This window comes from Virgibacillus byunsanensis (assembly GCF_042675965.1).
GTDB classification, from domain to species: domain Bacteria; phylum Bacillota; class Bacilli; order Bacillales; family Amphibacillaceae; genus Virgibacillus_R; species Virgibacillus_R byunsanensis.
This window is the reverse complement of sequence record NZ_JBHTKJ010000035.1, coordinates 24,690-46,382: the sequence shown is the minus strand read 5'-3', so window position 1 is coordinate 46,382 and position 21,693 is coordinate 24,690. Positions and strand designations below refer to the sequence as shown.

The 21,693-nt window shown below is 36.5% G+C and carries 17 protein-coding genes and 1 pseudogene; 16 read left to right on the top strand and 2 right to left on the bottom strand.

Annotated features, from left to right (window positions below):
- Positions 1–93: 93 nt before the first annotated feature.
- The 16 genes and pseudogenes from ACFQ3N_RS13235 (at position 94) to ACFQ3N_RS13160 (ending at position 17,626) form a co-directional block, all read left to right on the top strand.
- Complete coding sequence (locus ACFQ3N_RS13235; RefSeq protein WP_390363009.1) at positions 94–1,413, top strand: TRAP transporter large permease; 1,320 nt, start codon at positions 94–96, stop codon at positions 1,411–1,413.
- 60 nt (positions 1,414–1,473) lie between these two features.
- Positions 1,474–2,358, top strand: coding sequence for a dihydrodipicolinate synthase family protein (locus ACFQ3N_RS13230; RefSeq protein ID WP_390363008.1), 885 nt, complete (start codon positions 1,474–1,476; stop codon positions 2,356–2,358).
- Positions 2,359–2,380: 22 nt separating this feature from the next.
- Positions 2,381–3,169, top strand: coding sequence for an SDR family oxidoreductase (locus tag ACFQ3N_RS13225; RefSeq protein ID WP_390363007.1), 789 nt, complete (start codon positions 2,381–2,383; stop codon positions 3,167–3,169).
- Between the two features lie 150 nt (positions 3,170–3,319).
- Positions 3,320–3,751 carry an IS200/IS605 family transposase gene (gene tnpA, locus ACFQ3N_RS13220; protein ID WP_390363006.1) on the top strand — a complete coding sequence of 144 codons (432 nt, stop codon included), beginning with the start codon at positions 3,320–3,322 and terminating at the stop codon, positions 3,749–3,751.
- Positions 3,752–3,998: 247 nt separating this feature from the next.
- Entirely contained in the window at positions 3,999–5,366 is a 1,368-nt protein-coding gene (locus tag ACFQ3N_RS13215; protein WP_390363005.1) for a dihydroorotase, read from the top strand.
- An 18-nt stretch (positions 5,367–5,384) separates the two neighbouring features.
- A complete protein-coding gene (locus ACFQ3N_RS13210) occupies positions 5,385–6,728 on the top strand; it encodes an MmgE/PrpD family protein (RefSeq protein WP_390363004.1) in 1,344 nt (447 codons plus the stop codon).
- Between the two features lie 24 nt (positions 6,729–6,752).
- Entirely contained in the window at positions 6,753–7,955 is a 1,203-nt protein-coding gene (locus tag ACFQ3N_RS13205; RefSeq protein WP_390363003.1) for a M20 family metallo-hydrolase, read from the top strand.
- Positions 7,956–7,961: 6 nt separating this feature from the next.
- The gene (gene nfsA / locus ACFQ3N_RS13200; protein ID WP_390363002.1) at positions 7,962–8,708 is read left to right on the top strand and encodes an oxygen-insensitive NADPH nitroreductase; all 747 of its coding nucleotides are present in this window, start codon (positions 7,962–7,964) and stop codon (positions 8,706–8,708) included.
- 30 nt (positions 8,709–8,738) lie between these two features.
- A complete protein-coding gene (locus tag ACFQ3N_RS13195) occupies positions 8,739–9,728 on the top strand; it encodes a 2-hydroxyacid dehydrogenase (protein ID WP_390363001.1) in 990 nt (329 codons plus the stop codon).
- A gap of 33 nt (positions 9,729–9,761) precedes the next feature.
- Positions 9,762–10,970, top strand: coding sequence for an L-2-hydroxyglutarate oxidase (gene lhgO, locus ACFQ3N_RS13190; protein WP_390363000.1), 1,209 nt, complete (start codon positions 9,762–9,764; stop codon positions 10,968–10,970).
- Between the two features lie 21 nt (positions 10,971–10,991).
- Positions 10,992–11,744 carry a fumarylacetoacetate hydrolase family protein gene (locus ACFQ3N_RS13185; protein WP_390362999.1) on the top strand — a complete coding sequence of 251 codons (753 nt, stop codon included), beginning with the start codon at positions 10,992–10,994 and terminating at the stop codon, positions 11,742–11,744.
- A gap of 760 nt (positions 11,745–12,504) precedes the next feature.
- Complete coding sequence (locus ACFQ3N_RS13180) at positions 12,505–12,966, top strand: hypothetical protein (RefSeq protein ID WP_390362998.1); 462 nt, start codon at positions 12,505–12,507, stop codon at positions 12,964–12,966.
- A gap of 427 nt (positions 12,967–13,393) precedes the next feature.
- On the top strand, positions 13,394–14,503 hold the full coding sequence (locus ACFQ3N_RS13175; RefSeq protein ID WP_390362997.1) for a flavin monoamine oxidase family protein: 1,110 nt from the start codon (positions 13,394–13,396) through the stop codon (positions 14,501–14,503).
- A 449-nt stretch (positions 14,504–14,952) separates the two neighbouring features.
- Entirely contained in the window at positions 14,953–15,936 is a 984-nt protein-coding gene (locus tag ACFQ3N_RS13170; protein ID WP_390362996.1) for a tRNA dihydrouridine synthase, read from the top strand.
- 308 nt (positions 15,937–16,244) lie between these two features.
- Positions 16,245–16,948 (top strand): annotated as a pseudogene (locus tag ACFQ3N_RS13165) (SDR family oxidoreductase).
- A gap of 168 nt (positions 16,949–17,116) precedes the next feature.
- On the top strand, positions 17,117–17,626 hold the full coding sequence (locus tag ACFQ3N_RS13160; RefSeq protein ID WP_390362995.1) for a YfiT family bacillithiol transferase: 510 nt from the start codon (positions 17,117–17,119) through the stop codon (positions 17,624–17,626).
- A 1,182-nt stretch (positions 17,627–18,808) separates the two neighbouring features.
- On the opposite strand, the gene ACFQ3N_RS13155 is transcribed toward ACFQ3N_RS13160, so the two are convergent.
- Both ACFQ3N_RS13155 and ACFQ3N_RS13150 read right to left on the bottom strand, forming a co-directional pair.
- Complete coding sequence (locus ACFQ3N_RS13155; RefSeq protein WP_390362994.1) at positions 18,809–20,098, bottom strand: amidohydrolase; 1,290 nt, start codon at positions 20,096–20,098, stop codon at positions 18,809–18,811.
- Positions 20,099–20,165: 67 nt separating this feature from the next.
- Entirely contained in the window at positions 20,166–21,680 is a 1,515-nt protein-coding gene (locus tag ACFQ3N_RS13150) for an AbgT family transporter (protein WP_390362993.1), read from the bottom strand.
- Between the last annotated feature and the right edge of the window lie 13 nt (positions 21,681–21,693).

Below are 21,693 nucleotides of genomic sequence, written 5' to 3'. Positions count from 1 at the left end.
TCCAGGGACAATCCCTTGCTCCGTATTTTTAGTATATAATCAGTTTTTTACTTTTTTGTTCAACTCGAAAAAAGGGATGGGGTTTAATTTATTATGGATCTAACAATGATTGGTATTATATGTATCGCTTTACTATTACTATTAATCTTCTTAAGTGTTCCAGTTGGAATAGCTTTTATTATAAGTGGTGTAATTAGTACAATTCTTATTTTTGATATAGAGAGAGCAATATCTCTACTTATGGGAGCAGCGTTTTCCTCGATTGCTGCACCGAGCTGGACAGCTATTCCATTATTTATATTATTGGGAGCGCTAGCTGTTCAAGCGGATTTAGCACGAAGAGCATTTAAGAGTGCAGATGCTATAACGTCTGGAATGCCAGGATCTGTAGGTATTACAACATGTTTTGCATGTGCAGGGTTTGGTGCAATATCCGGGGCATCTATAGCTGCGACATCTATTTTCGGTAAGATGGCTTTGCCAGAGATGAGACGTTTAGGATATGGTAAGGAATTTGCATCGGGACTTATCGCTTCAGCTGGTACATTCGCTTCGATGATTCCCCCAAGTATGATGTTTATTATCTATGCACTGTTTACAAATACTTCAATTGCAGAGTTATTCTTTGCTGGTATAATCCCAGGAATATTAACTGCAGTGGTCTATGCAATATTTATCTATGTAAAATCAAAACGGGACAAAGTGCTAGTAGAAAGACAAAAGGCAGAACCGAAATTAAATGGGAAAGAAAGATTATCAGCATTATTTTCTGCTTGGCCAATAGTACTAGTTGCCATAGTTATTTTAGGTGGAATTTATACTGGCTTGTTTACACCAACTGAAGCCGCGGCAGCAGGTTGTGTATTGATATTGGCAGTTGGAATTTTTGAAGGCAGATTCAGAAAACTAAGCGATGTAAATGGTGCGTTAAGAGAGTCAGCAAATACCACTTCAATGGTATTTTTAATCAACATTGGTGCTTTGTTTTATGCAAAAGTTTTAGTGCTAAGCAGATTGCCGCAAGATTTTACGGTTTATCTAACAAATTTAGATGTACCACCTTTTGTTATTGTATTAATCATTTGTTTAGTTTTCTTCCTTTTAGGAATGATTATGGTTCCTATAGGTATTTATGCCATGATTTTACCAATTGTTATCCCTATAATAACCTCGTTAGGTTACGATCCCATATGGTTTGGGGTTATCGCATTGAAATTAACAGAAATTGGTGCAGTTACTCCACCAGTAGGATTAAATGTTTATGCATTAAAAGGAGTAGTGACAAAAGATATTAGTGTAGTTGATATTTTTAAGGGTATATGGCCATTTGTCATCCTAGATGTGATAATCCTATCTTTCTTAATCGCATTCCCGCAAATAACATTGTGGGTACCAAATTTACTATTTGACTAGTAAATAAGGCAAGTGGTTTTAATACTATAAAATATAAAGATATTTTGGAGGGTTATAGAAATGGAACTAAACGGAATTTGCGTTATTACACTTACACCTTTTAACGATAAAGGAAATATTGATGAAGGGAGTCTCCGTAGACTAACAAACTTCTACATTGACTCTGGTGTTCATGGAATGGTTATCTTAGGTATCATGGGGGAATCCCATAAAATGACTGATAGCGAACGTTCCAAAGTTTTGGAGGTTACTCTAGAAGAAACGAAAGGAAGAGTCCCTGTAGTTGTGGGATGTACAGCCCAAGGTACAGAAGTTGCAAAAGAATTGTCTATACAAGCAGAAAAATCTGGTGCACATTCTGTTATGATTGCAGCTCCAAGAAATTTAAATAATGAAGAAATGTTATTTAAGCATTATGCAGAAATTGCAGAGGCTATCTCCATACCTATTGTTGTTCAGGATGAACCAGTGACGACAGGGGTAAAAATGTCTCCAAAATTCTTAGCTACATTAGCAGATGAAATAGAAAATGTCCAATATGTAAAATTAGAAGAAGCACCAACAACAGTAAAAACAACTAAAATCTTAGAGGAAACTAGTAATCTGCAAATCTTTGGCGGACTAGGCGGTATGTATTTTTACGAAGAGTTAGTTAGGGGAGCAAAAGGAATTATGACTGGTTTTGCTTATCCCGAAGTATTAGTTAAAACCTTTGAATTGTACACAAGCGGTAATAAGAATGAAGCAAGAAAATATTTCTATGAGAAATTACCCTTAATTAGGTTTGAAGCCCAGCTTGGTATCGGTGGGGTAACTATTAGAAAGGAAACGTTTAAACTTAGAAATGTTATCGACTCAAGTCACGTAAGACACCCAGGAGCAGCTGTTGATAGTCAAACCATGGATGAATTACAAGAAATTATAGAATTTGTTGGTTTAAAATAGAAATTAATAGGAGAGTGAAAAAATGGATTTAGGATTACATGGTAAAGTTGCCTTTATCTGTGCATCGAGTAAAGGTCTAGGAAAAGCATGTGCTCTAGAACTATCAAAAGAAGGAGCCATAGTAGTTATATCAGGACGAAAGGAAAAGGAATTAAAGGAAGCGTCAGAAGAAATTCAATCCATTTCAAAAAATGAGGTTGGTTATGTTGTATGTGACCTTACCAAAAAAGAAGATATTGAAAATGCTATTAAATATACTGTTGATAAATATCAAAAAATTGATATCCTAATTAATAATGCTGGTGGACCGCCTAGTGGAAGTTTTGAGCAGATGGATGATGAGAATTGGTATAAATCATTTGAATTAAATCTATTAAGTTATGTTCGAACAATTCGTGAAGTATTACCTTTCATGAAAGAACAAAATTCTGGTAAAATTATTAACCTTGCTTCTAGCTCGATAAAACAGCCTATACCTGGTCTACTTTTATCGAATACATTTAGAACAGGAATTGTAGGTTTGTCCAAAACATTAGCTAATGAATTTGCAGAACATAATATATTAGTTAATACAGTTGCACCCGGCAGGGTAGCAACCGATCGGGTTAGAAGTTTAGACCAAATAAAGGCTGACAAGTTGGGTATTTCTATTGATGAAGTACAGAAACAATCGAAAGGTAATATTCCACTTAGACGTTATGGCCAACCAGAGGAATTTGGGTCCGTTGTTGCATTCATAGCCTCCGATGTGTGCTCTTATGTCACAGGATCATCAGTAATTATTGATGGCGGGCTAATTAAGGCAATATAACGTTAAAAAAGGTGATTTGGTTCTTTTAAGACCCATCTCACCTTTTTTATTTTAACTTACAAATGCGTGGTCTAACTCCACCGTCTTTAGACGGTATCAGCTTTTAGCCTTGCCCTTAAATGTTCATACTTAAAGTGTGAGGTGAAAAGTATGGACGGTTATCGAAAAAATAGCCATGCGGTGTATGATATCAAGTATCATGTCATATGGGTGACAAAGTATAGATATAAGGTGTTGCGGGGTCATATAGCAACAAGAACAAGAGAATTGATTAGGCAAGGATGTGAAGCAAGAGGTATTACTATTTTGCAAGGAAGTGTTGGGAAAGACCATATTCATTTGTTGTTATCCTGTCCACCAAGTATTGCTCCAAGTAAGGTTTTGCAGTATCTAAAAGGGAGATCATCAAGATTATTACAGGATGAATTTCCAGAGTTAAAGAAGCGGTATTGGGGGCAGCATTTGTGGGCAAGAGGATACTTTTGTGCCACGGTTGGTAACGTAACAGACGAAATAATAAGAAATTATATAGCCAATCAATTCAATGAAGGCAAGGACGATATTTTCAGGATTGAAGAATGAGTTTAGTCACATTTCGAGTTTGCTTCAGCTTAAGGGCTTTGAGCAGGACTTCAGCCTGAAGAACGACTTTAGTCGTCGACATTTATGTCCAAATCCACCTGCTTTAGCAGGTGGTCGTTTAAATTAGCAGAATTATTTTTATTGTTGGAAATATAGTTGAATTTATAAATATATGGTGTAAAATATAATTAAAGTTAATGATAATCAATTATTATTATTTGATAAAATAAGAGAGGGGAGATCATACTTGAATAAGTTTGACCTGGTAATTAAAGGAAATGTAGTTTTAGATGAAAAAGTAATCAAGGGACAGGTGGGTATTACAAATGGAAAGATAGAGGAAATTGTAGAATCTGAGAATAATAGAAACCTCAATGGTTCAAAAGAGGTTGATTTTGGAGATTCCCTTATATGTCCAGGCGCGATTGATGTGCATGTTCATTGTTTTAGTAACCCAGATGAAGGATTTCTAGATACTAGTATTTCCGCTGCTGCTGGGGGTGTAACAACCTTTCTAGATATGCCTTATGATTTACCTAATCCTGTAAATAATGTTACTAATTTTAAGCAAAAAGTTGATCTACTTCAAAAAGAAGCTGTTGTGGATATAGGCCTTTGGGGAACCATCTCAAAAAGGAATGGGACTGACCAGATTATTCCCTTAGCAAAGGCGGGGGCAATGTCATTCAAAATGTCTACCTTTGAAACCGATAAGTATAGGTTTCCAAAAATTCCAGAGTCCGAAATTATGAAAGCGATGTCAATATTAAATGAATTAGACCTACTAGTGGCTTTTCATTCGGAAAACGATGAAATAATTAAAGCACTGATTAATGAATATACCGAAGAAAATAAAGTTTATCCAAGAGCCCATATGGAAACAAGGCCGCCAGTATCTGAAACTAGCAGTGTTCTTCAATTGATGGAGTTTGCTTATTGGACGAATGCAAAGCTCCATATTGCACATGTTAGTCATCCAAGAACGTTCGATTTAATTAAAAGGTTTAGAGCAGAAGGGGTTAATGTAACTGCAGAAACATGTTATCCATATTTATTGATGGATATAAATGACTTAGATAAGATAGGACCTAAAGCAAAAATGAACCCTCCACTGCGCTATCCAAAAGATGTATCTGGGATGTGGGACCATTTAGTTGACGGAAATATCGATTTAATTTCTTCTGACCATGTTGCTTGGAAAAAGGAAAATAAAGTTAGCGGGAATGAAAATATTTTCAAGGCATCTTCCGGGCTTGCAGGATTAGAAATTATTGTTCCCCTAATGTTCAACAGTATTGTGGTAGAAAAGGGATTAAGTCCTGTACAGTTTGCAAAATTAATGTCACAGCATCCGGCTGAGGTTTTTGGAATAAAGAATAAAGGGCAAATTAAAGTTGGATATGATGCCGATTTTGTTGTTATTAACCCAAATGAGAAATGGCAAATAGATGAGGAAAAGATGTTCTCAAACTCTAAAATGACACCATTTGATGGGCAGGAATTAAACGGAAAGATTGTTCAAACCATTGTTCGTGGAAATACAGTATTTGATGGTAAGGAAATACAGGTGCAGCCTGGCTACGGAAAGTTTGTTAAAGGTGCTGCTGCAGAGTAGAAGAGGAGGAATGGTGAATTGTCTAGTCAATATAGGGAGTTACTTCAGGAAATTCTAGTAAAAGATGATTTTTCAGAGGATACTATCAAAAGGGCGAAATGGGTGATTATGGATACCATTGTAGCTGCACTTTATGGCATAAAAACAGAAAAGCCACTACAAAACTATATTGATAGTGTTTCAGTAGAACAAGATATTGAGTCGAATGTAAGATTTCCTATTCTGGGATCAGATAAATTTGTAACAGCCAAAGATAGCCTTGTTATCCACGGAACTGCAATTGTATCAAATGAACTGGATGAAGGGAACCAATTTGCTAAAGGGCATCCAGCAGCACATATCTTACCAACGATAATGATAAGCGCAATTGAAAATAAATCTTCAGGTAAGGAATTTATTAAGGCGTTTATTCTTGCGTATGAAGCTAGTTCAAGGTTGGCTATGGCTAGTAACATGAAGGATTACATGCACCCACATGGTACCTGGGGGAATGTAGGTGCAACTATCGCTGCAGGGTTATTACAAAGAATGAAGGTTGATGATATTATTAATGCATCTATGTTATCGGCTACCTTTCCACTGGCAACAACATGGGAAGCAGCTGAAAAGGGGATAACAGCAAGAAATTTGTATACGGGGCTTGGTTCCTTTATTGCATACGAAACTCTAAAACTGCAAAGCTATGGATTTAGAAGCTCGTCTCATGTTGTAGAGGATGTATGGAAAAATATAATGGCGGAAGGATTTGATGGTTCTAAACTTTTTGAAGACCTTTTTTCGCCTCCTTTAATTGAAAAGAATTACTTTAAGTTTTATCCTTCATGTCGTTTTACACATGCTTCTATTGATGCAATGAAAAACTTGATAAGTGAATATGACTTCTCATTGGAAGATATCGATAGAGTTGAGGTTAAAACATACGGATTAGCTGCAAGGTGTAGAAGTTCTAAGCCTAAAACACCACTAGAAGCAAAGTTTTCTATTCCATTTATGTTGTCTGCTATATTACATGAAAAAAATTTATATACAACAAATGAAGAAAGTGTGTTATTTGACCCAGCTATTCAAGAGTTGTCTAGCAAAATAATCGTGAACGAAGATGAAGAACTAAATAAATTGTTGCCAAAGAAAAGGGCGGCTCAAGTTGCAGTTATCTTTAAGAATAATCATACCATAAAAAATATAGTTTATACTGCAAAAGGTGAATATGACCAACCATTAGAGGAAGATCAATTGATAGAAAAGTATAATGCTATGCTAGGGAAATACTATTCTAAATCGTTGCTTAAAACCTTAAAAGATAATGTCTTCCATATAGAAATCTGTGAAGATATGAATGAATTTTTTAACAGTAATAGGTAATAAAAAGTAGGAGTGTGAAAATGATTGAAAATTAATTTAGAAAGAATTAAAGAGGATTTGTTAGAGGTGGGATCTATAGCAAATTCTGGTGAAATTGGGTATACCCGCTTAGCCTTTTCTAAGGAAGAAAAAATGGCAATGAATTGGTTAAAAGGTAAACTAAAAGCTAATGGAATCCAAACATACGAAGATTCAGTTGGTAATGTTTTTGGTAGAGAAGGTGAGCTTGATAGTCCAGCTATTGCTTTTGGGTCACATTTGGATACGGTTCAAAATGGTGGATTGTATGACGGGGCCCTTGGGGTGATTGTAGGGTTAGAGGTCTTGAGAACCATAAAAGAGAATGGCTATGAAACCGATGTACCGTTAGAACTTATTTCTTTTATTGGTGAAGAGGCAAACCCACTTGGTGGAACATTTGGCAGTAGAGTAATGGCGGGTCTTATCAAGGAAAGTGATCTAAGTGAAATTACTTTACAAGAGTTTGGTTATACATTTAATGATATTAAGGATGCATGTATAGATAGGGATAAATATCTATCATTCTTAGAATTGCACATTGAACAGGGAAGTGTACTAGAAACAGAGAAAAAACATGTTGGGATTGTGACTTCTATCGCAGGAATTTCCAGGATGCATGTTCATGTGATTGGAAAAGCTAGCCACTCTGGTACTACACCTATGCAACATAGAATGGATGCCTTAGTTTCTGCTTCCTCCATTGTTAAAAAGGTATCTGAAGAAGCGATAAATAGAAATAGTGACCTTGTTGCAACTGTTGGGAAACTAGAAGTATCTCCAAACTCGGAAAATGTTGTACCAGGGGATGTTCATTTAACGATTGAAATTAGAAGTAGCAATTGGAATGAAGTAAAAGAATTTGAAAATCACTTAAAAAGCTGGATGAATAGTAATTTTAATGTTGAGATGAAGCAAGGAGTGCAAAAACAGCCGAATAAATTATCAGAAGAAGTTCAAAAGTCTATTGAAAAGGCAAGTAAAAATACGGAAACCAATTATAAATATATGGTTAGTGGTGCTAACCACGATGCCAATTCATTAACATCGCTAACTAATGTTGGAATGATTTTTGTTCCGTGTAAGGATGGACTTAGTCATCATCCCGATGAGTATACTTCATGGGAGGATATAGAATTTGGAGCAAATACCATGTTAAATTCTATCCTAGAATTGTCCAAACAGTATGCAAGCTTAATCAAAGGATGATTGATAATGGAAATAAATAAACATGTTACGGATTTGTTAAAAAGTCATCGTTCCATAAGAAAATACAAAAATATAGGAATCCCAGATGATATTTTAAAAGATATCCTGGATACTGCGCAATGGGCACCATCCCATCACAATGTTCAGGCTTATAGCATTATTGTAATAAAAGACAAACAAAAAAAGGAAGAATTATCATCGATTTGTGCAGGGCAAAAGTATGTTAGAGATTGCCCTGTTTTCCTTGTATTTTGTATGGATTTCTACAGGATACATTTAGCATGTGAAATGTATGGGGAAAAGTTAGAAGTTGATGAAGTAGAGAATATTATTATTGGTTCAGTTGATACAGCACTAGTAGCAGAAAATGTATTGATTGCTGCTAGTGCTCATCAATTAGGTGGGGTTATGATTGGTGGTATTAGAAATGACCCTAATAAGGTTAGTCAATTGTTGAATCTCCCACCATATACAATGCCAATTATGGGAATGTGTTTAGGTTATCCAGATGATATCCCCTGGCAGAAACCAAGACTTCCTAGGCAATTGGCTATTCATTCGGAAGAATACGATTATGATAGTTTGAAAGATGGTCTTGTAACTTATGAAGACTATTCTGCGCAATATTATATAAAAAGAACGAAAGGGGTAAAAACGACTGGGTGGACAAAGCAAATATCCAACTATATCAGTCAGCCTAGAAGAAAAGATTTAGTGGAATATTTAAGAAAACAAGGATTTGATGTTAAATAGGATTATAGTACGTAGTCAAGGAAGGGAAATGTGATTTTCGTGGAAAAGGCTATCTATTTTGATGATATTTCTAATGAACTAAAAAAGATTGTGTTAAAAAATAAGCCAATAGATTTGGAGATATTATTTTGGAATGAGTTGAGTGATGTACAAAAGGATCAGGAAACAATTGATACAGACTATTTTATACTGACAGCTTTTCAAGTTGATGATAAACTTCTGAGAAAAGCTAAAAGTCTTAAGTTTATTCAAAAAGTCGGAATCGGGGTTGATAACATTGACCTTAATACTGCTGAAAGACTATCTATACCTGTTTCAAATACACCTGGTGGCAATTCCATCAGTGTAGCAGAGCTAACTATACTATTCATTCTTACACTGTACAGAAGGTTAGTGGAAATTGATCAACGTACAAAAGCAGGGAATTGGGATTCTTGGAAATTTCGGTCATCGTCTTTTGAATTGAATGGAAAGATACACGGTTTGATAGGGATGGGAAATATCGGACTGGAAGCTGCCAAAAGGTCTTCTTCGTTTGGTACAAAAATTGTTTACTATGATACTAGAAGATTATCAAAGGAAAAAGAAAGGGAAGTAAATGCAGAATATATGAGTCTAGATAAAGTGTTACAAACATCAGACATTGTTAGTCTACATGTTCCTTTAATTCCACAAACTAGGAATATCATAAATAAAGAAAAAATGAAACAAATGAAAAGAAATGCGATATTAATTAATGTTGCTAGGGGCGGAATAGTAAATGAAGCTGACTTATATGAATGTTTAAGCAATCAAACAATAAGTGGTGCTGCTATTGATGCTTGGGAAACCGAACCTATACCAAAAGATAATAAGTTATTATTGTTAGATAATGTTGTAGCTACTCCACATATAGGTGGAGGAACAGCCGATACATTTAATCGAGTAATTAATATGGGCTTTGAGAATATTAAAAGAGTTCGTAAAGGGAAAGCTGCTCATCATATTGTAAATAATTTTCAAGTAAAAGACCATAACTAATTTTTATTTGTGAATAGGATAGGAGGAATAGTATTGTACGATTTTACGATTGTGGGCGGAGGAATAGTAGGATTATCTACAGCTTATTCACTTGTTCAGCGCTATCCAAATAGTAAGATATTGGTCTTGGAAAAGGAAGGTTCCTGGGCAGCACACCAAACAGGGAATAATAGTGGAGTTATTCATTCTGGTATTTATTACAAGCCAGGTAGTTACAAAGCAGAATTTACCAAGGCAGGTAAAAAAGAATTAATTGAATTCTGCGAAAAACACGAGGTTAATCATGAAGTATGTGGGAAGGTAATTGTTGCAACAAAAAAAGAAGAGATACCACACTTAGATAAATTATATGAACAGGGAAAGGTAAATGGATTAGATATCAATTTACTTAGTGCTGAAGAACTTAAAGAAGTAGAACCATTTGCTAATGGAGAAAAGGCAATATATGTTCGAGAAGCTGGAATTGTCAATTATAAAGATGTATGTAAAAAAATTGTATCCTTACTTGAAATACAATCTCATACATTGAAATTAAATAGTAAAGTAATTAATATAGTTGAAAATGATGATTTGGTTACTATAGAAACTAATAATGAATCATTTCAGTCTAAGTTTTTGATAAATTGTGCTGGGCTGTATAGTGATCATGTGGCATCCCAGGTAATTGATAGAGTCAAGGAATTAAAGATTATTCCATTTCGCGGAGAATATTATAAAATTAAGGATGAGAAAAAACATATCGTAAATAATTTAATTTACCCTATTCCAAATCCTAGTTTTCCATTCATGGGTGTTCACTTTACAAGAATGATTGATGGTGGAGTAGAAGTAGGGCCTAACGCTGTTTTAAGCCTTAGAAGGGAAGGTTATCATAAAACCTCCTTTCAATGGAAGGAATTTTTTGAATCCGTCTCTTATCCAGGTCTTTGGAAATTAGGTAGTAAGTATTGGAAAGAAGGAACTAAAGAAATGTATAGATCTTACAGTAAAAGAGCCTTTATAAAGGATGCACAAAGATTGATTCCAGTTATTCAACGGGAGGATTTGGAACCTGCACCATCAGGTGTTAGGGCCCAAGCATTGCTGAAAGATGGAAGGTTACTAGATGATTTTTACTTCATCAATGGGAAGAATAGTGTTCATGTTTGTAATGCGCCATCACCAGCAGCTACAGCTTCTTTATCTATAGGAAAGGCAATTGTTGATAAAATTGAAGAAAGCTTTGCAAAAGTAATCGTATAACTTAAGAAAAAGAGGTCAACTATGAAATTTTCTAGGTTTATAATTAATGATAAGATAAAATATGGTATAGTTGAAAGAAATTTGATACGAGTTATTTCAGGCGATTTATATGGAGATTGGGAATATACTAGTGAGGAATATTCTGTTGATCAGGTAAAATTGCTAACTCCAATAATTCCTAATCAGATTATTGGTATTGGGCGTAATTATGTGACTAATATAGACGAAAAGCCTTCTGTCTTACCGGAAATACCTGTATTTTTTATGAAACCCACTTCTTCTATTATTGGACCTAATGATGATATCTTTCTTCCTAAAACTATTGATAAAGTTAAGTTTGAATCTGAATTAGCTGTTATTATTGGGAAAGAGGCAAAAAATATTGCAGAAGACGAGGTGCTTCATTATATCTTTGGCTATACCGTGTCCAATGATGTTACTGCACCACAGTTTTTTCATGAAGATGGGCACTGGATGGTGGGGAAATCTTTTGATACATTCACCCCTTTAGGACCATATGTAGTAACTGATATAAATCCTTTTAAAGTGAAGGTTAAAGCCAGAGTTAATAACATAGAAAAGCAAAATAGTGGAACCGATTTAATGATTTTCTCAATTAATAAAATGGTTTCTTACTTATCCGAAGTCATGACATTAAAACAGGGTGATATTATCTTAACGGGTAGTCCGGTGGGAGCTGAATTAGTTATAACTGGAGATATTGTTGAATGTGAGATAGAAGAAATAGGAAAGCTTAATAATAGGGTATTTTAGTTTTTAGGTTAAAGTCAAACAAAACTAAGAGACAGAGTGAAACTTTCTTGTTTAACCACCACTACATAAGTAGCCAACCAATAAGTGTGGGAGAGTAGATGACTAAAAAGATTGTAAATATCAATTTTAAATCTTAGCTCCTATACTGTATTTCAAAAGCTTGGCTACGAAGGTCAGGTCAAACACTTTTTTCAATTGCAGTTCTAGCAAAATATATGGACGGATTTCTTATTATAAGAAAGATTCATTCGTTACATGGATAATCTGAAATAGTATAAAAAATACGTTTCAACTTAAAAATAGCATTCCTGCCATTTGTGTCCCAACGAGTTTGAGATACTTTCAGTAGCAAACCCATCGCAACATATATTGACAGTATAAATATAAATACTTACCCTTATAATTAGAATAAGGTATCAAGTAGCGGTAAATACTTGATACCTACAACTACAGTCCGCATAAAGAGCGGCTGACCAATATGTTGTTTTTGCAAAGAAGTAACTGCCACTCATTGATAGGGAGCGGTTACTTCTTTTTTTCTAGAAAGACACAATAGTTACAATCAGTGTCAGTATCGCTATTAGAGAAATACTAAATTGCGCTACTAGACTTAATGCTACAAATGCCGATATTATTCTAACCACCTTTCTTCGTAAAGGAGTTGGCTAACCGTCCAGAGGAATTTACAGCGGCACTTGCCCCAATCCCTCGTAGCAAAATAAAAAAGGCGTATGTATAGTGCGGTGTGAGGAGGGGTTATATGAAAAGATGTAAAGTTTGTAAGAAGAAACCACGGATCAGGAGACGTGTTAATAACGAGGGGATTCTTTTTTGCTCGGACGATTGCTATGAGGAATTTGAGGATTCTCCAAATGACATGGGTCATCCTTATATTGATGATTACGAGGCCATTAGGTACGAATACATTCAGTGGATAAAGAACTATGTAGATAATCTTTATAAGTATTGGTTGTATGGTGCACCGCGGAAAGAAGATTTGACCGAACGGATTGATGACTTGTTAGGGGAGTATATTGATTTTTATGGATTGGAAGGTCAGGATGGTGTGTTTTCTGTTGAGATCTATAACTATCTAATCGACTTCGAACAGTTGCAGGAAGAGATACAGAACTTTGAGGTGGACGGGAAAGAATTGAAAAAGCGCCGTAAAGCTATGTATGAAGAGCAAAGAAGACGGAAAGAGGAAGAGATGTGGGGATAGACCTGTCTTCCTCTTTCCGTCTTTCATAAACGAGCCAGATTGTGAAACAACTCTTTTATTATGTAGTAGACTAAATACAGCGCAGCAAAGACTTTTTTTGTAGTACATTCTAGTTATGCAATTTCAAATGCTGGTGCTTTGCTTTCATTACTGATACCAATTGTTATTTGGACCGGTAATAATTAGGATAGGATTAAAATAAAAAGAATGTTTATAAATGGCTAGAGAAAAGGCTACAAGGACATCCTTACACAAAAGAATATCCACCTTTTATAGATTTTAAAAAACATCACTTTACATTCTACCTACTAGTAGATATATTAGCTAGATCTTCAGGGGATCTTAACTATTATGACATGATGGTTCAAAATCTGATAAAAAATCTAAAACCATATACAAGTCCAGAATCCTGAGAGGAGGAATGAATGTGAGTAATCATATAGTCATTGTTGGTGCAGGTTTAAGTGGTCTACGGGCTGCCTCTCTACTTTCTGCACGGGGCATCGAATGTAAGGTTCTAGAGGCTAGAGACAGAATTGGCGGTAGGGTCTTGAGCACTTCGGAACCAAACAGACCTGATTTGGGTAAATTTGACCTTGGGCCGACATGGTTCTGGCCGCAGTATGAGAGCACTATTACCAATCTTGTTAAAGATCTGAATTTAGGAACTTTCGTCCAGTACACACAAGGGGCAATGCTTTCAGAACGATTCCAAAACAAGCCACCAGAGCGTTATGTATTACCAGAAAATTCGGGTGAAAGGTCGATTCGACTCATAGGGGGTGTGCAGTCTCTTATTGATGCTGTAGCAAATACGATTCCCTCAAGGGTCGTCGAGCTAGAAACGCGAGTTACAGCAATTCGACTCGATGAAGCTGGTGCTATCACGGTTGAAGCAGACCTTGCTGATGGAAAGAGAAAAATAGTTTCGGCAAGTGCTGTTATCCTAGCATTACCGCCTCGGATTGTGGCGTGTCATATTGAATTCTCTCCTTCTCTGTCTGCAAATATAATTACTGACCTTGAAAGCAAACCAACGTGGATGGCAGGACAGGCCAAGGCAGTTGCAATCTATGATCGTCCCTTTTGGAGGGAAACAGGACTCTCTGGATTCGCAACGAGCTGGGTCGGACCCTTACAAGAAATCCATGATGCTTCTCCTGAATCAGGGTCTGGTGCATTATTTGGTTTCTTCGGAATGCCAGCAAAAACGCGTAGAGAACTAGGAGAAGATAACGTTTTAAAACTGGTCACGGATCAATTTGTTAGGCTCTTTGACCCCTCTGCCCAAAACCTAAGGGCTATCCTATATAAGGAGTGGTTCAGAGATTCTGAAACGGCTGTTGAGGAAGATTTGGATCCACTTAGAGATTTTCCGAGCTATGGTCAACCACCAAAATCAGGGGCATGGGAAAAGAAAATTATTTTTGCTGGTACAGAGACTAATTCACAATTTGGTGGACATCTTGAAGGTGCACTCCTGGCAGCTGAACAGGCAGTTTTTGAAATCACTAATTTAAATAACAAGTCTTTATGAGAATTCGATAACTTCCTATAAAGAGTATCGTATGTGAAAGCTAACGGAGTTTGAAAATGTTGGAGAGAATAAAAAAATGGAGGCACTGTCTGGTGAAAATGATGAAAGCTATCAAATTCCATTCAAGATGAAACTGGTAGAGACCCCAGTGTCTCAGCCGGGAGAAGGACAAGTACTACTCCATGTAGAAGCCTGCGGTATATGTAATGGAGACTCTATGGCAATTAAAGGGCTTCTCCAAAGCATCCCTGCATTCCTGGTCATGAAGTGATTAGCGTAGTAGACTATCCGATGCCATACATAATAGTAAAGCGTATTATGATCAAATCTATAGTTGATAAAAAGTGCTTAAGCATGGTATAAGTATAAAAGAAATAAAGATAACTTTACTTTTTGGGTTACATTAGGGTTTGTCCTGATGCTCCAAAAATGAGAGGATTTGAATTAATATGACAGATAATTTTTGGCGTGATCTACCACGACCGTTTTTTATACTTGCACCAATGGAAGATGTGACGGATGTTGTTTTCCGTCATGTAGTAAGCGCGGCAGCTAGACCTGATGTGTTTTTTACAGAGTTTACAAACACGGAAAGTTATTGTCATCCAAATGGGCACCAAAGTGTTCGTGGGCGCTTGGCTTATACAGAAGATGAACAACCACTTGTGGCTCATATATGGGGGGATAAACCCGAATATTTTCGACAAATGAGTATTGGAATGGCAGAAGAAGGTTTTCGCGGTGTGGATATCAATATGGGTTGTCCTGTACGCAATGTGGTATCAAATGGGAAGGGATGCGGACTTATCCGTCGTCCAGAAGTTGCGGCAGATTTAATACAAGCAGCAAAAGCAGGAGGACTGCCTGTAAGTGTGAAGACAAGGCTTGGTTACACGGATGTAGAAGAATGGCATGACTGGCTTACACACATATTGAAGCAAGACATCGTAAATCTATCTATTCATCTGCGTACAAAAAAGGAAATGAGTAATGTGGATGCTCATTGGGAACTGATTCCGGAGATTAAAAAACTCCGTGACGATGTAGCACCAGATACACTTTTGACGATCAACGGGGATATTCCTGATCGTCAAACAGGTTTGGATCTCGTTCGCAAGTATGGTGTTGATGGGGTTATGATTGGGCGTGGCATTTTTAAAAATCCATTTGCCTTTGAGAAGCATTCGAAAGAGCATAGTAGTGAGGAATTTCTGGATCTCTTAAGGTTACAGCTTGACCTCCATGATCACTATTCAAAGGAATTTGAAGCCCGTCCATTCAAACCTCTTCATCGTTTTTTTAAGATATATGTCCGTGGGTTTCCAGGAGCGAGTGAATTAAGAAATCAATTGATGAACGCAAAGTCAACTGATGAAGTGCGTACATTGCTTGATAACTTTTGGCGAAATAATGTTGATGCTAGTAGATTGTAGTTAAGATATGCAACTGCTCAATGGACAGATCCATGATATAAACACTATTTCTTTATTTGATGAAAAAGTACTCTATACAGCGATTGAACTTATATTGAGAGATATTAAGGTATCAAGTAGCGATAACTACTTGATACCTACAACTACAGTCCGCATAAAGAGCGGCTGACCAAATGATGTTTATACTGATAGAAGTAATCGTTTACCATTGGTGTGGGGCGGTTACTTCTTTTTTACAGTTATGAAAGTGTTAGTGTCTCTATTAAAGAAGTGTTACAATTTTACTAAAGCAAGGAGGTGTGCTGTAAATGACTGAACAATTGATGGGAAAAACAGCTATAGTCACCGGGGCGAGTAGTGGTATCGGGGCTGCGATTGCAAAAGAACTTAACAAGGCTGGTGCTCATGTAGTACATGCTGGGAGAAACGAGGAAAAGCTTGCAGAAATAGCAGCGGATATTAATCAAGAAAAAAAACGCTATGTGTGAAGACAGACGTAACGAATCAAAAGGATGTAGACGCCTTGGCAGAGCGGACGAAAAAAGCGTTTGGAAGTGTAGATATTTATGTTAACAATGCCGGGAAAATGGGTTCGAGTACCATTTCGAATGGAGATGTCTCTAACTGGGAACAGATGATTGATATCAATATTAAAGGCGTTCTTTACGGCATTCATTCCGTTTTGCCTGAGATGCTGGAGAATGCAAGTGGGCATATCGTTAATATCGCTTCTGACTCAGGATTTGAAGTTACGAAGAGACTTACCGTGTACAGTGCGACGAAATTTGCCGTACGCGCGATTTCCACAGGATTGGAAAAAGAACTTGCCAGAACTGGAGTACGCGTATCCAACATTTCTCCGGGTATGGTGGAAACTCCACTAAGTGCAACGAGTCCATTTGAAAGTGACCGGAAAAAACTTGAAGCTACTGATATTGCCAATGCAGTCATTTATGCCGTGACACAGCCGGATTATGTGAATGTAAATGAAATCACGGTTAGGCCCGTTTAACAGGGTTACATGGATTATTCCTAATGTATGACGTTATATAATGTTTATAGGCTTTTTAACATTTGCCGTTTTTAGTGCTAAAGGTTTATAAAAAATAAGCCGATTCGTTATATTAAACGTTAATACCGAAATATAATGAAATAAAGAATAAGGAAAAGAGGGTTAAAAATGGATGTAAGGTTCCCAATTGGCAAATTACAAGTTCCCGAAAAGGTAACATTTGCAAGTATTCAAGAATGGTTAAAGCAAATCGAAACGTACACGATTCGATTAGGAGAAACTGTCAACGCATTAAGTGATGAGGAATTAAGCAAAACGTATCGTGATGGTAGCTGGACAGTTCGTCAACTTGTTCATCATATTGCTGACTCTCAGTTGAACATGTATCAACGTTTGAAGCTGGCTTTAACAGATGAGCATCCAACAGTACTAGATTTTGATCAAGATAAGTGGGCTATACAACCGGATACAAAGCTTCCTGTAGAATGTTCTATAAAAATGCTGGAAGGTATCAATGAGCGTGTCGTAGCTTTGGGTCATAGTTTAACGGAAGAGCAATTAGATCGAACTTTTGTTCATCCGATAAATGGCAAAATAACAGTTGCATCAAAAGTTGCAAAACTGGCTTGGCATGAAGAGCATCACTTAGCACATATAAAAATCGCATTATCAAAATAGCATAATATATAAGGAATTGGTTTATCAAATTTCGATAAGCCAATTTTTTAAATGGGGAAAGAAAACAGAAGTTTAATTCAGCTAAAGGCGCGATTGTTCACTAAGCGTCTCTTTTCGAAGGCCAATGTAGGATCATCAGGTCAAACATATTCTTCCAGTAGCAAACCATCGCAACATATATTGACGGTATAAATATAAATACTTATACTTGTAATTAGAATAAGGTATCAAGTAGCGATAACTACTTGATATCTACAACTACAAACTACAGTCCGCATAAAGTGCGGCTGACCAATATGTTGTTTTTGCAAAGAAGTAACTGCCACTCATTGATCTGGTGCGGTTACTTCTTTTTTTCGCAGTTATTAAAGTGGAGGCTTTTTTCCTACTGCATAAGTGCAACGAAGGCTATCGCTATTAAAGATTTGCACTCCAAAGCATAAGGGCTTCTAAGAAAGCAAAATACGCTTTCTAAGAATTACTTTAGCAATTATTAGCCAAGTTTTCTAATAGAAAGACGACAATAGTTACAATTATTGTTTGTGTCGCTATTAGAGAAATACTAAATTGCGCTACTAGATTTAATGCTTCAAATCAGTTGGCCAACCGCCCACTTGATATGAAATGACATAGTTCTTACCCCTGAATGACAAAATATGTAAAATGAGTGAGTGACAGACTGATTATCACTTCATATCTCCTGGATGAATCAAACTGAAAACTCATCATTTTTGGAATCAAAAATGTTATACTTGTTGCACCAATTTTTATTTTTTATTGATTTTAATTAAGGTAGTCTTCTGCAATAGGCTGATTTAATGAAGCAATGAAAAAAGCCTAATTTCTCCATTTTAATGTTAAGAAATTGGGCTTTTTATATTTACTTATAGTGCAAAATAGCGTTTAAAAAGGGTGCAATTTATCTCTTAAAGTCACACCCCTGACCAACTAAATGGTTGTAACACTTCTTTTTGATTGCACTTGTTAGTGGTAATCCTTTCATTTGGGAACGATTATATAGACGTTTTGTTGAAAACTATTATAAGAGCAGAAAATAACGGAATACATACAAGAAGCGATGAGAACAGGGTTTTCATCCTCTTTGAAAAAAAGAAGAGACAGATCAAATCTGCCTCAACAATTTAACTATTCTACAAGTGTAGTTTATATGCTAACATTCATTTAATTTTTTCCACATAACTTCACAATAGAATGATATAAAATTTCAACAGCTGGTAAAAGCGTTTCTTCATTAATATCAAAACGCTCATTATGATGTCCAGCAGCTAAATCGGTTCCAAAAATACAATACGTTGCTAGGCCACCGCTATTTTGAACAGCTTCCATAAAGTAAGTGGCATCTTCAGAACCAGCAGTACTATTTTGTTCAAGATAACTTTTTTCAATTGTTGGAGATCCCTGTGCGCATTCATGTAGGACGGAAGCCAAATCCTCTGAGCAATGACAACTTATCCCTTCACCAACAACTTCCAAATCATAATCTATTTGGTACATCTTTGCAGCACCCTCAACAATTGATTCGACTTGCTCCTTCACATATGCATTAATAGAGGAAGTTTCACCACGAGTTTCTATTTTTAATTTTGCTTGATCGGCTATAATATTTCTTCCAGTACCTGCATGCAGTTCACCGACATTAATTCTTGTAGTCCCATCTGAATGACGAGCGATTGCATGCATATTTAACGTAGCCGATGCTGCAGCCAATAACGCATTCCGGCCTTTTTCAGGGTTGCCACCAGCATGGGAGGCAATTCCGCTGAATGAAATATCCAACTTTGACGTTGCTAAGAATCCATTATTCGCTGCAACGAAGTGATTATGCGGAACCCCTGTACCAATATGAGAAGCGATAAAATAATCAACGTCGTTTACAACATCTGCTCCAACCATCGATTTTGCGCCACGCGTTCCTTCTTCCGCTGGCTGAAAAATCAACTTAATTTTTCCAAATAAACTATCTTTATTCTTAGCTATTAATGTAGCCAAACCTAAACCGATTGACATATGTGCATCATGCCCACATGCGTGCATGTTATATGGGTTGCTAGATTTAAAACCTTCTTGATTTGGGAAATGATCCGCTGCATCGGACTCATTAATAGGTAGCGCATCCATATCAAATCGATACGCGATTGTAGGACCTTTTCGATTGGTATCTAGAGTAGCAACAATTCCTGTATACCCTTCTGAAAAATGGTCAATATATTTCTTTTCAGCCCCGTGCTGCAAGGCCCATTCATAATGTTCTTCAGTCACTTGCTTGTCTGGTTTTCCCATACAATCTTCTGCTGACATAACATCTTTTCCTAGTTGTAAGTCAAATCCTAACTCATCCAGAATTGACGCTACAATAGAGGCAGTTCTCATTTCTAAGAATCCCTGTTCTGGATACTGATGAAAACCTCTTCTCCATTCAACTATTTGTTTTGCTAGATTTTCTTTTTCCATTCGCGCTTCCTCCCTTAACAAAAGTGCCTGGTTAGCGCTTTTGTTCTATATTTAATGGGACCCTATTCTACAAATGCGTAGTAATGCCTGGTCCATATGGAATACCTGTAAAGAAGAATATTAAAATTAATATAATCCAAGTGATTAAGAATGTAATCGAATATGGTAACATGAGTGAAATATACGTACCTATACTTGCTTTCTTATCGTATTTTTGAATAAACGATAGAATGATAACCATATATGGAAATAGAGGCGTTACTATGTTTGTCGATGAATCTGCGACACGATACGCTACCTGCGTAAATGCCGGATGATATCCCAATTGCATAAACATCGGTATGAAAATAGGTGCCTCTATTGCCCATTTCGCAGACCCCGAAGTGATTACAAAGTTCATTAATGCCGTAAAAATAATATATCCTATAATTAACCCTATACCAGTAAATTCAATGCTTTCGAGAAACTCTGCACCGTTTACAGCTACCCAAGTACCAAGATTAGACCAGGTAAAGTATGCAATAAACTGAGCGATAGCAAATACTAAAACGATATAGCCAGCCATGTCTTTAATCGATTCAGCCATATAGTCACTAACATCTTTGCTTGATTTTATCTTTCCAACAGTAATACCAAAAGTTACCCCTACGATGATAAATAAGAATAGGATTATAGGGATAATACCTTCAAGAAATGGAGAAGGTACAATTCCACCATCTTCATTTGTTAATGGACTATTTGGTAAAAAGATGACTATTACAATTAATGCGATATAGGAAAGTCCTGCAATAACTGCATTTAGGAAACCTTTGCCTGCATTTGGAAGTTCTTCTGTTTTTTCTTCTTCTACAGCATCACCTTTATAGGTACCTAACCTGGGCTCAACAAATTTCGTTGTTACAAGACTACCTACAATCGTTAATACAAATACGGAAACAATATTAAAATACCAGTTATCGACGGGTGTCACTATGAGTGTGTCATCGATAATGGCAGCTGCTTCTGTAGAAATACCTGACAACAATGCATCAGTTCCAGCTATAAATAAGTTTGCTGTAAAACCTGCTCCTGCCCCTGCGAAACCAGCTGCCAAACCGGCGAGTGGATGACGTCCGATTTTATAAAACACCATTGCTGCTAAAGGCGGAACTAACACAACTGCCGCATCAGATGCTAAATTACCAAGAATACCCATGAAAACTACTGTATAGGTTACAAGGATTGGTGGTGAATTTAAAATAGTCTTTCTAATTGCATAGTCTAATAAACCAACTTTTTCTGCTAAACCAATACCTAACATCATGACCAATACTAACCCTAATGGTGCAAATCCAGTAAAGTTATCTAGCATCGATGTTAATATGAACTGCAATCCTTCACCGGATAGCAAATTTTGAATTGGTAGTTCTTCACCGTTTCCAGGGTGAACAACGGTAGCATCAAACAAACTAAATATATACGAAACAATGATCATGAATACCGCTAAGCCAATGAATAAGATAAAGGGATCCGGAAGTTTATTTCCGACCCTTTCTACTACATCAAGAAACCGCTGAAACAAGCCTTTTTTTTCCTTTTTCATATTATCAACTCTC

Excerpts from the sequence above, each read along its gene's own strand:
- ACFQ3N_RS13225 (WP_390363007.1), top strand. The coding sequence starts at position 2,381 with ATGGATTTAGGATTACATGGTAAAGTTGCCTTTATCTGTGCATCGAGT.
- ACFQ3N_RS13150 (WP_390362993.1), bottom strand. The coding sequence starts at position 21,680 with ATGAAAAAGGAAAAAAAAGGCTTGTTTCAGCGGTTTCTTGATGTAGTA.
- ACFQ3N_RS13155 (WP_390362994.1), bottom strand. The coding sequence starts at position 20,098 with ATGGAAAAAGAAAATCTAGCAAAACAAATAGTTGAATGGAGAAGAGGT.
- ACFQ3N_RS13170 (WP_390362996.1), top strand. The coding sequence starts at position 14,953 with ATGACAGATAATTTTTGGCGTGATCTACCACGACCGTTTTTTATACTT.
- ACFQ3N_RS13230 (WP_390363008.1), top strand. The coding sequence starts at position 1,474 with ATGGAACTAAACGGAATTTGCGTTATTACACTTACACCTTTTAACGAT.
- ACFQ3N_RS13235 (WP_390363009.1), top strand. The coding sequence starts at position 94 with ATGGATCTAACAATGATTGGTATTATATGTATCGCTTTACTATTACTA.
- ACFQ3N_RS13160 (WP_390362995.1), top strand. The coding sequence starts at position 17,117 with ATGGATGTAAGGTTCCCAATTGGCAAATTACAAGTTCCCGAAAAGGTA.
- ACFQ3N_RS13185 (WP_390362999.1), top strand. The coding sequence starts at position 10,992 with ATGAAATTTTCTAGGTTTATAATTAATGATAAGATAAAATATGGTATA.
- tnpA (WP_390363006.1), top strand. The coding sequence starts at position 3,320 with ATGGACGGTTATCGAAAAAATAGCCATGCGGTGTATGATATCAAGTAT.
- nfsA (WP_390363002.1), top strand. The coding sequence starts at position 7,962 with ATGGAAATAAATAAACATGTTACGGATTTGTTAAAAAGTCATCGTTCC.
- ACFQ3N_RS13180 (WP_390362998.1), top strand. The coding sequence starts at position 12,505 with ATGAAAAGATGTAAAGTTTGTAAGAAGAAACCACGGATCAGGAGACGT.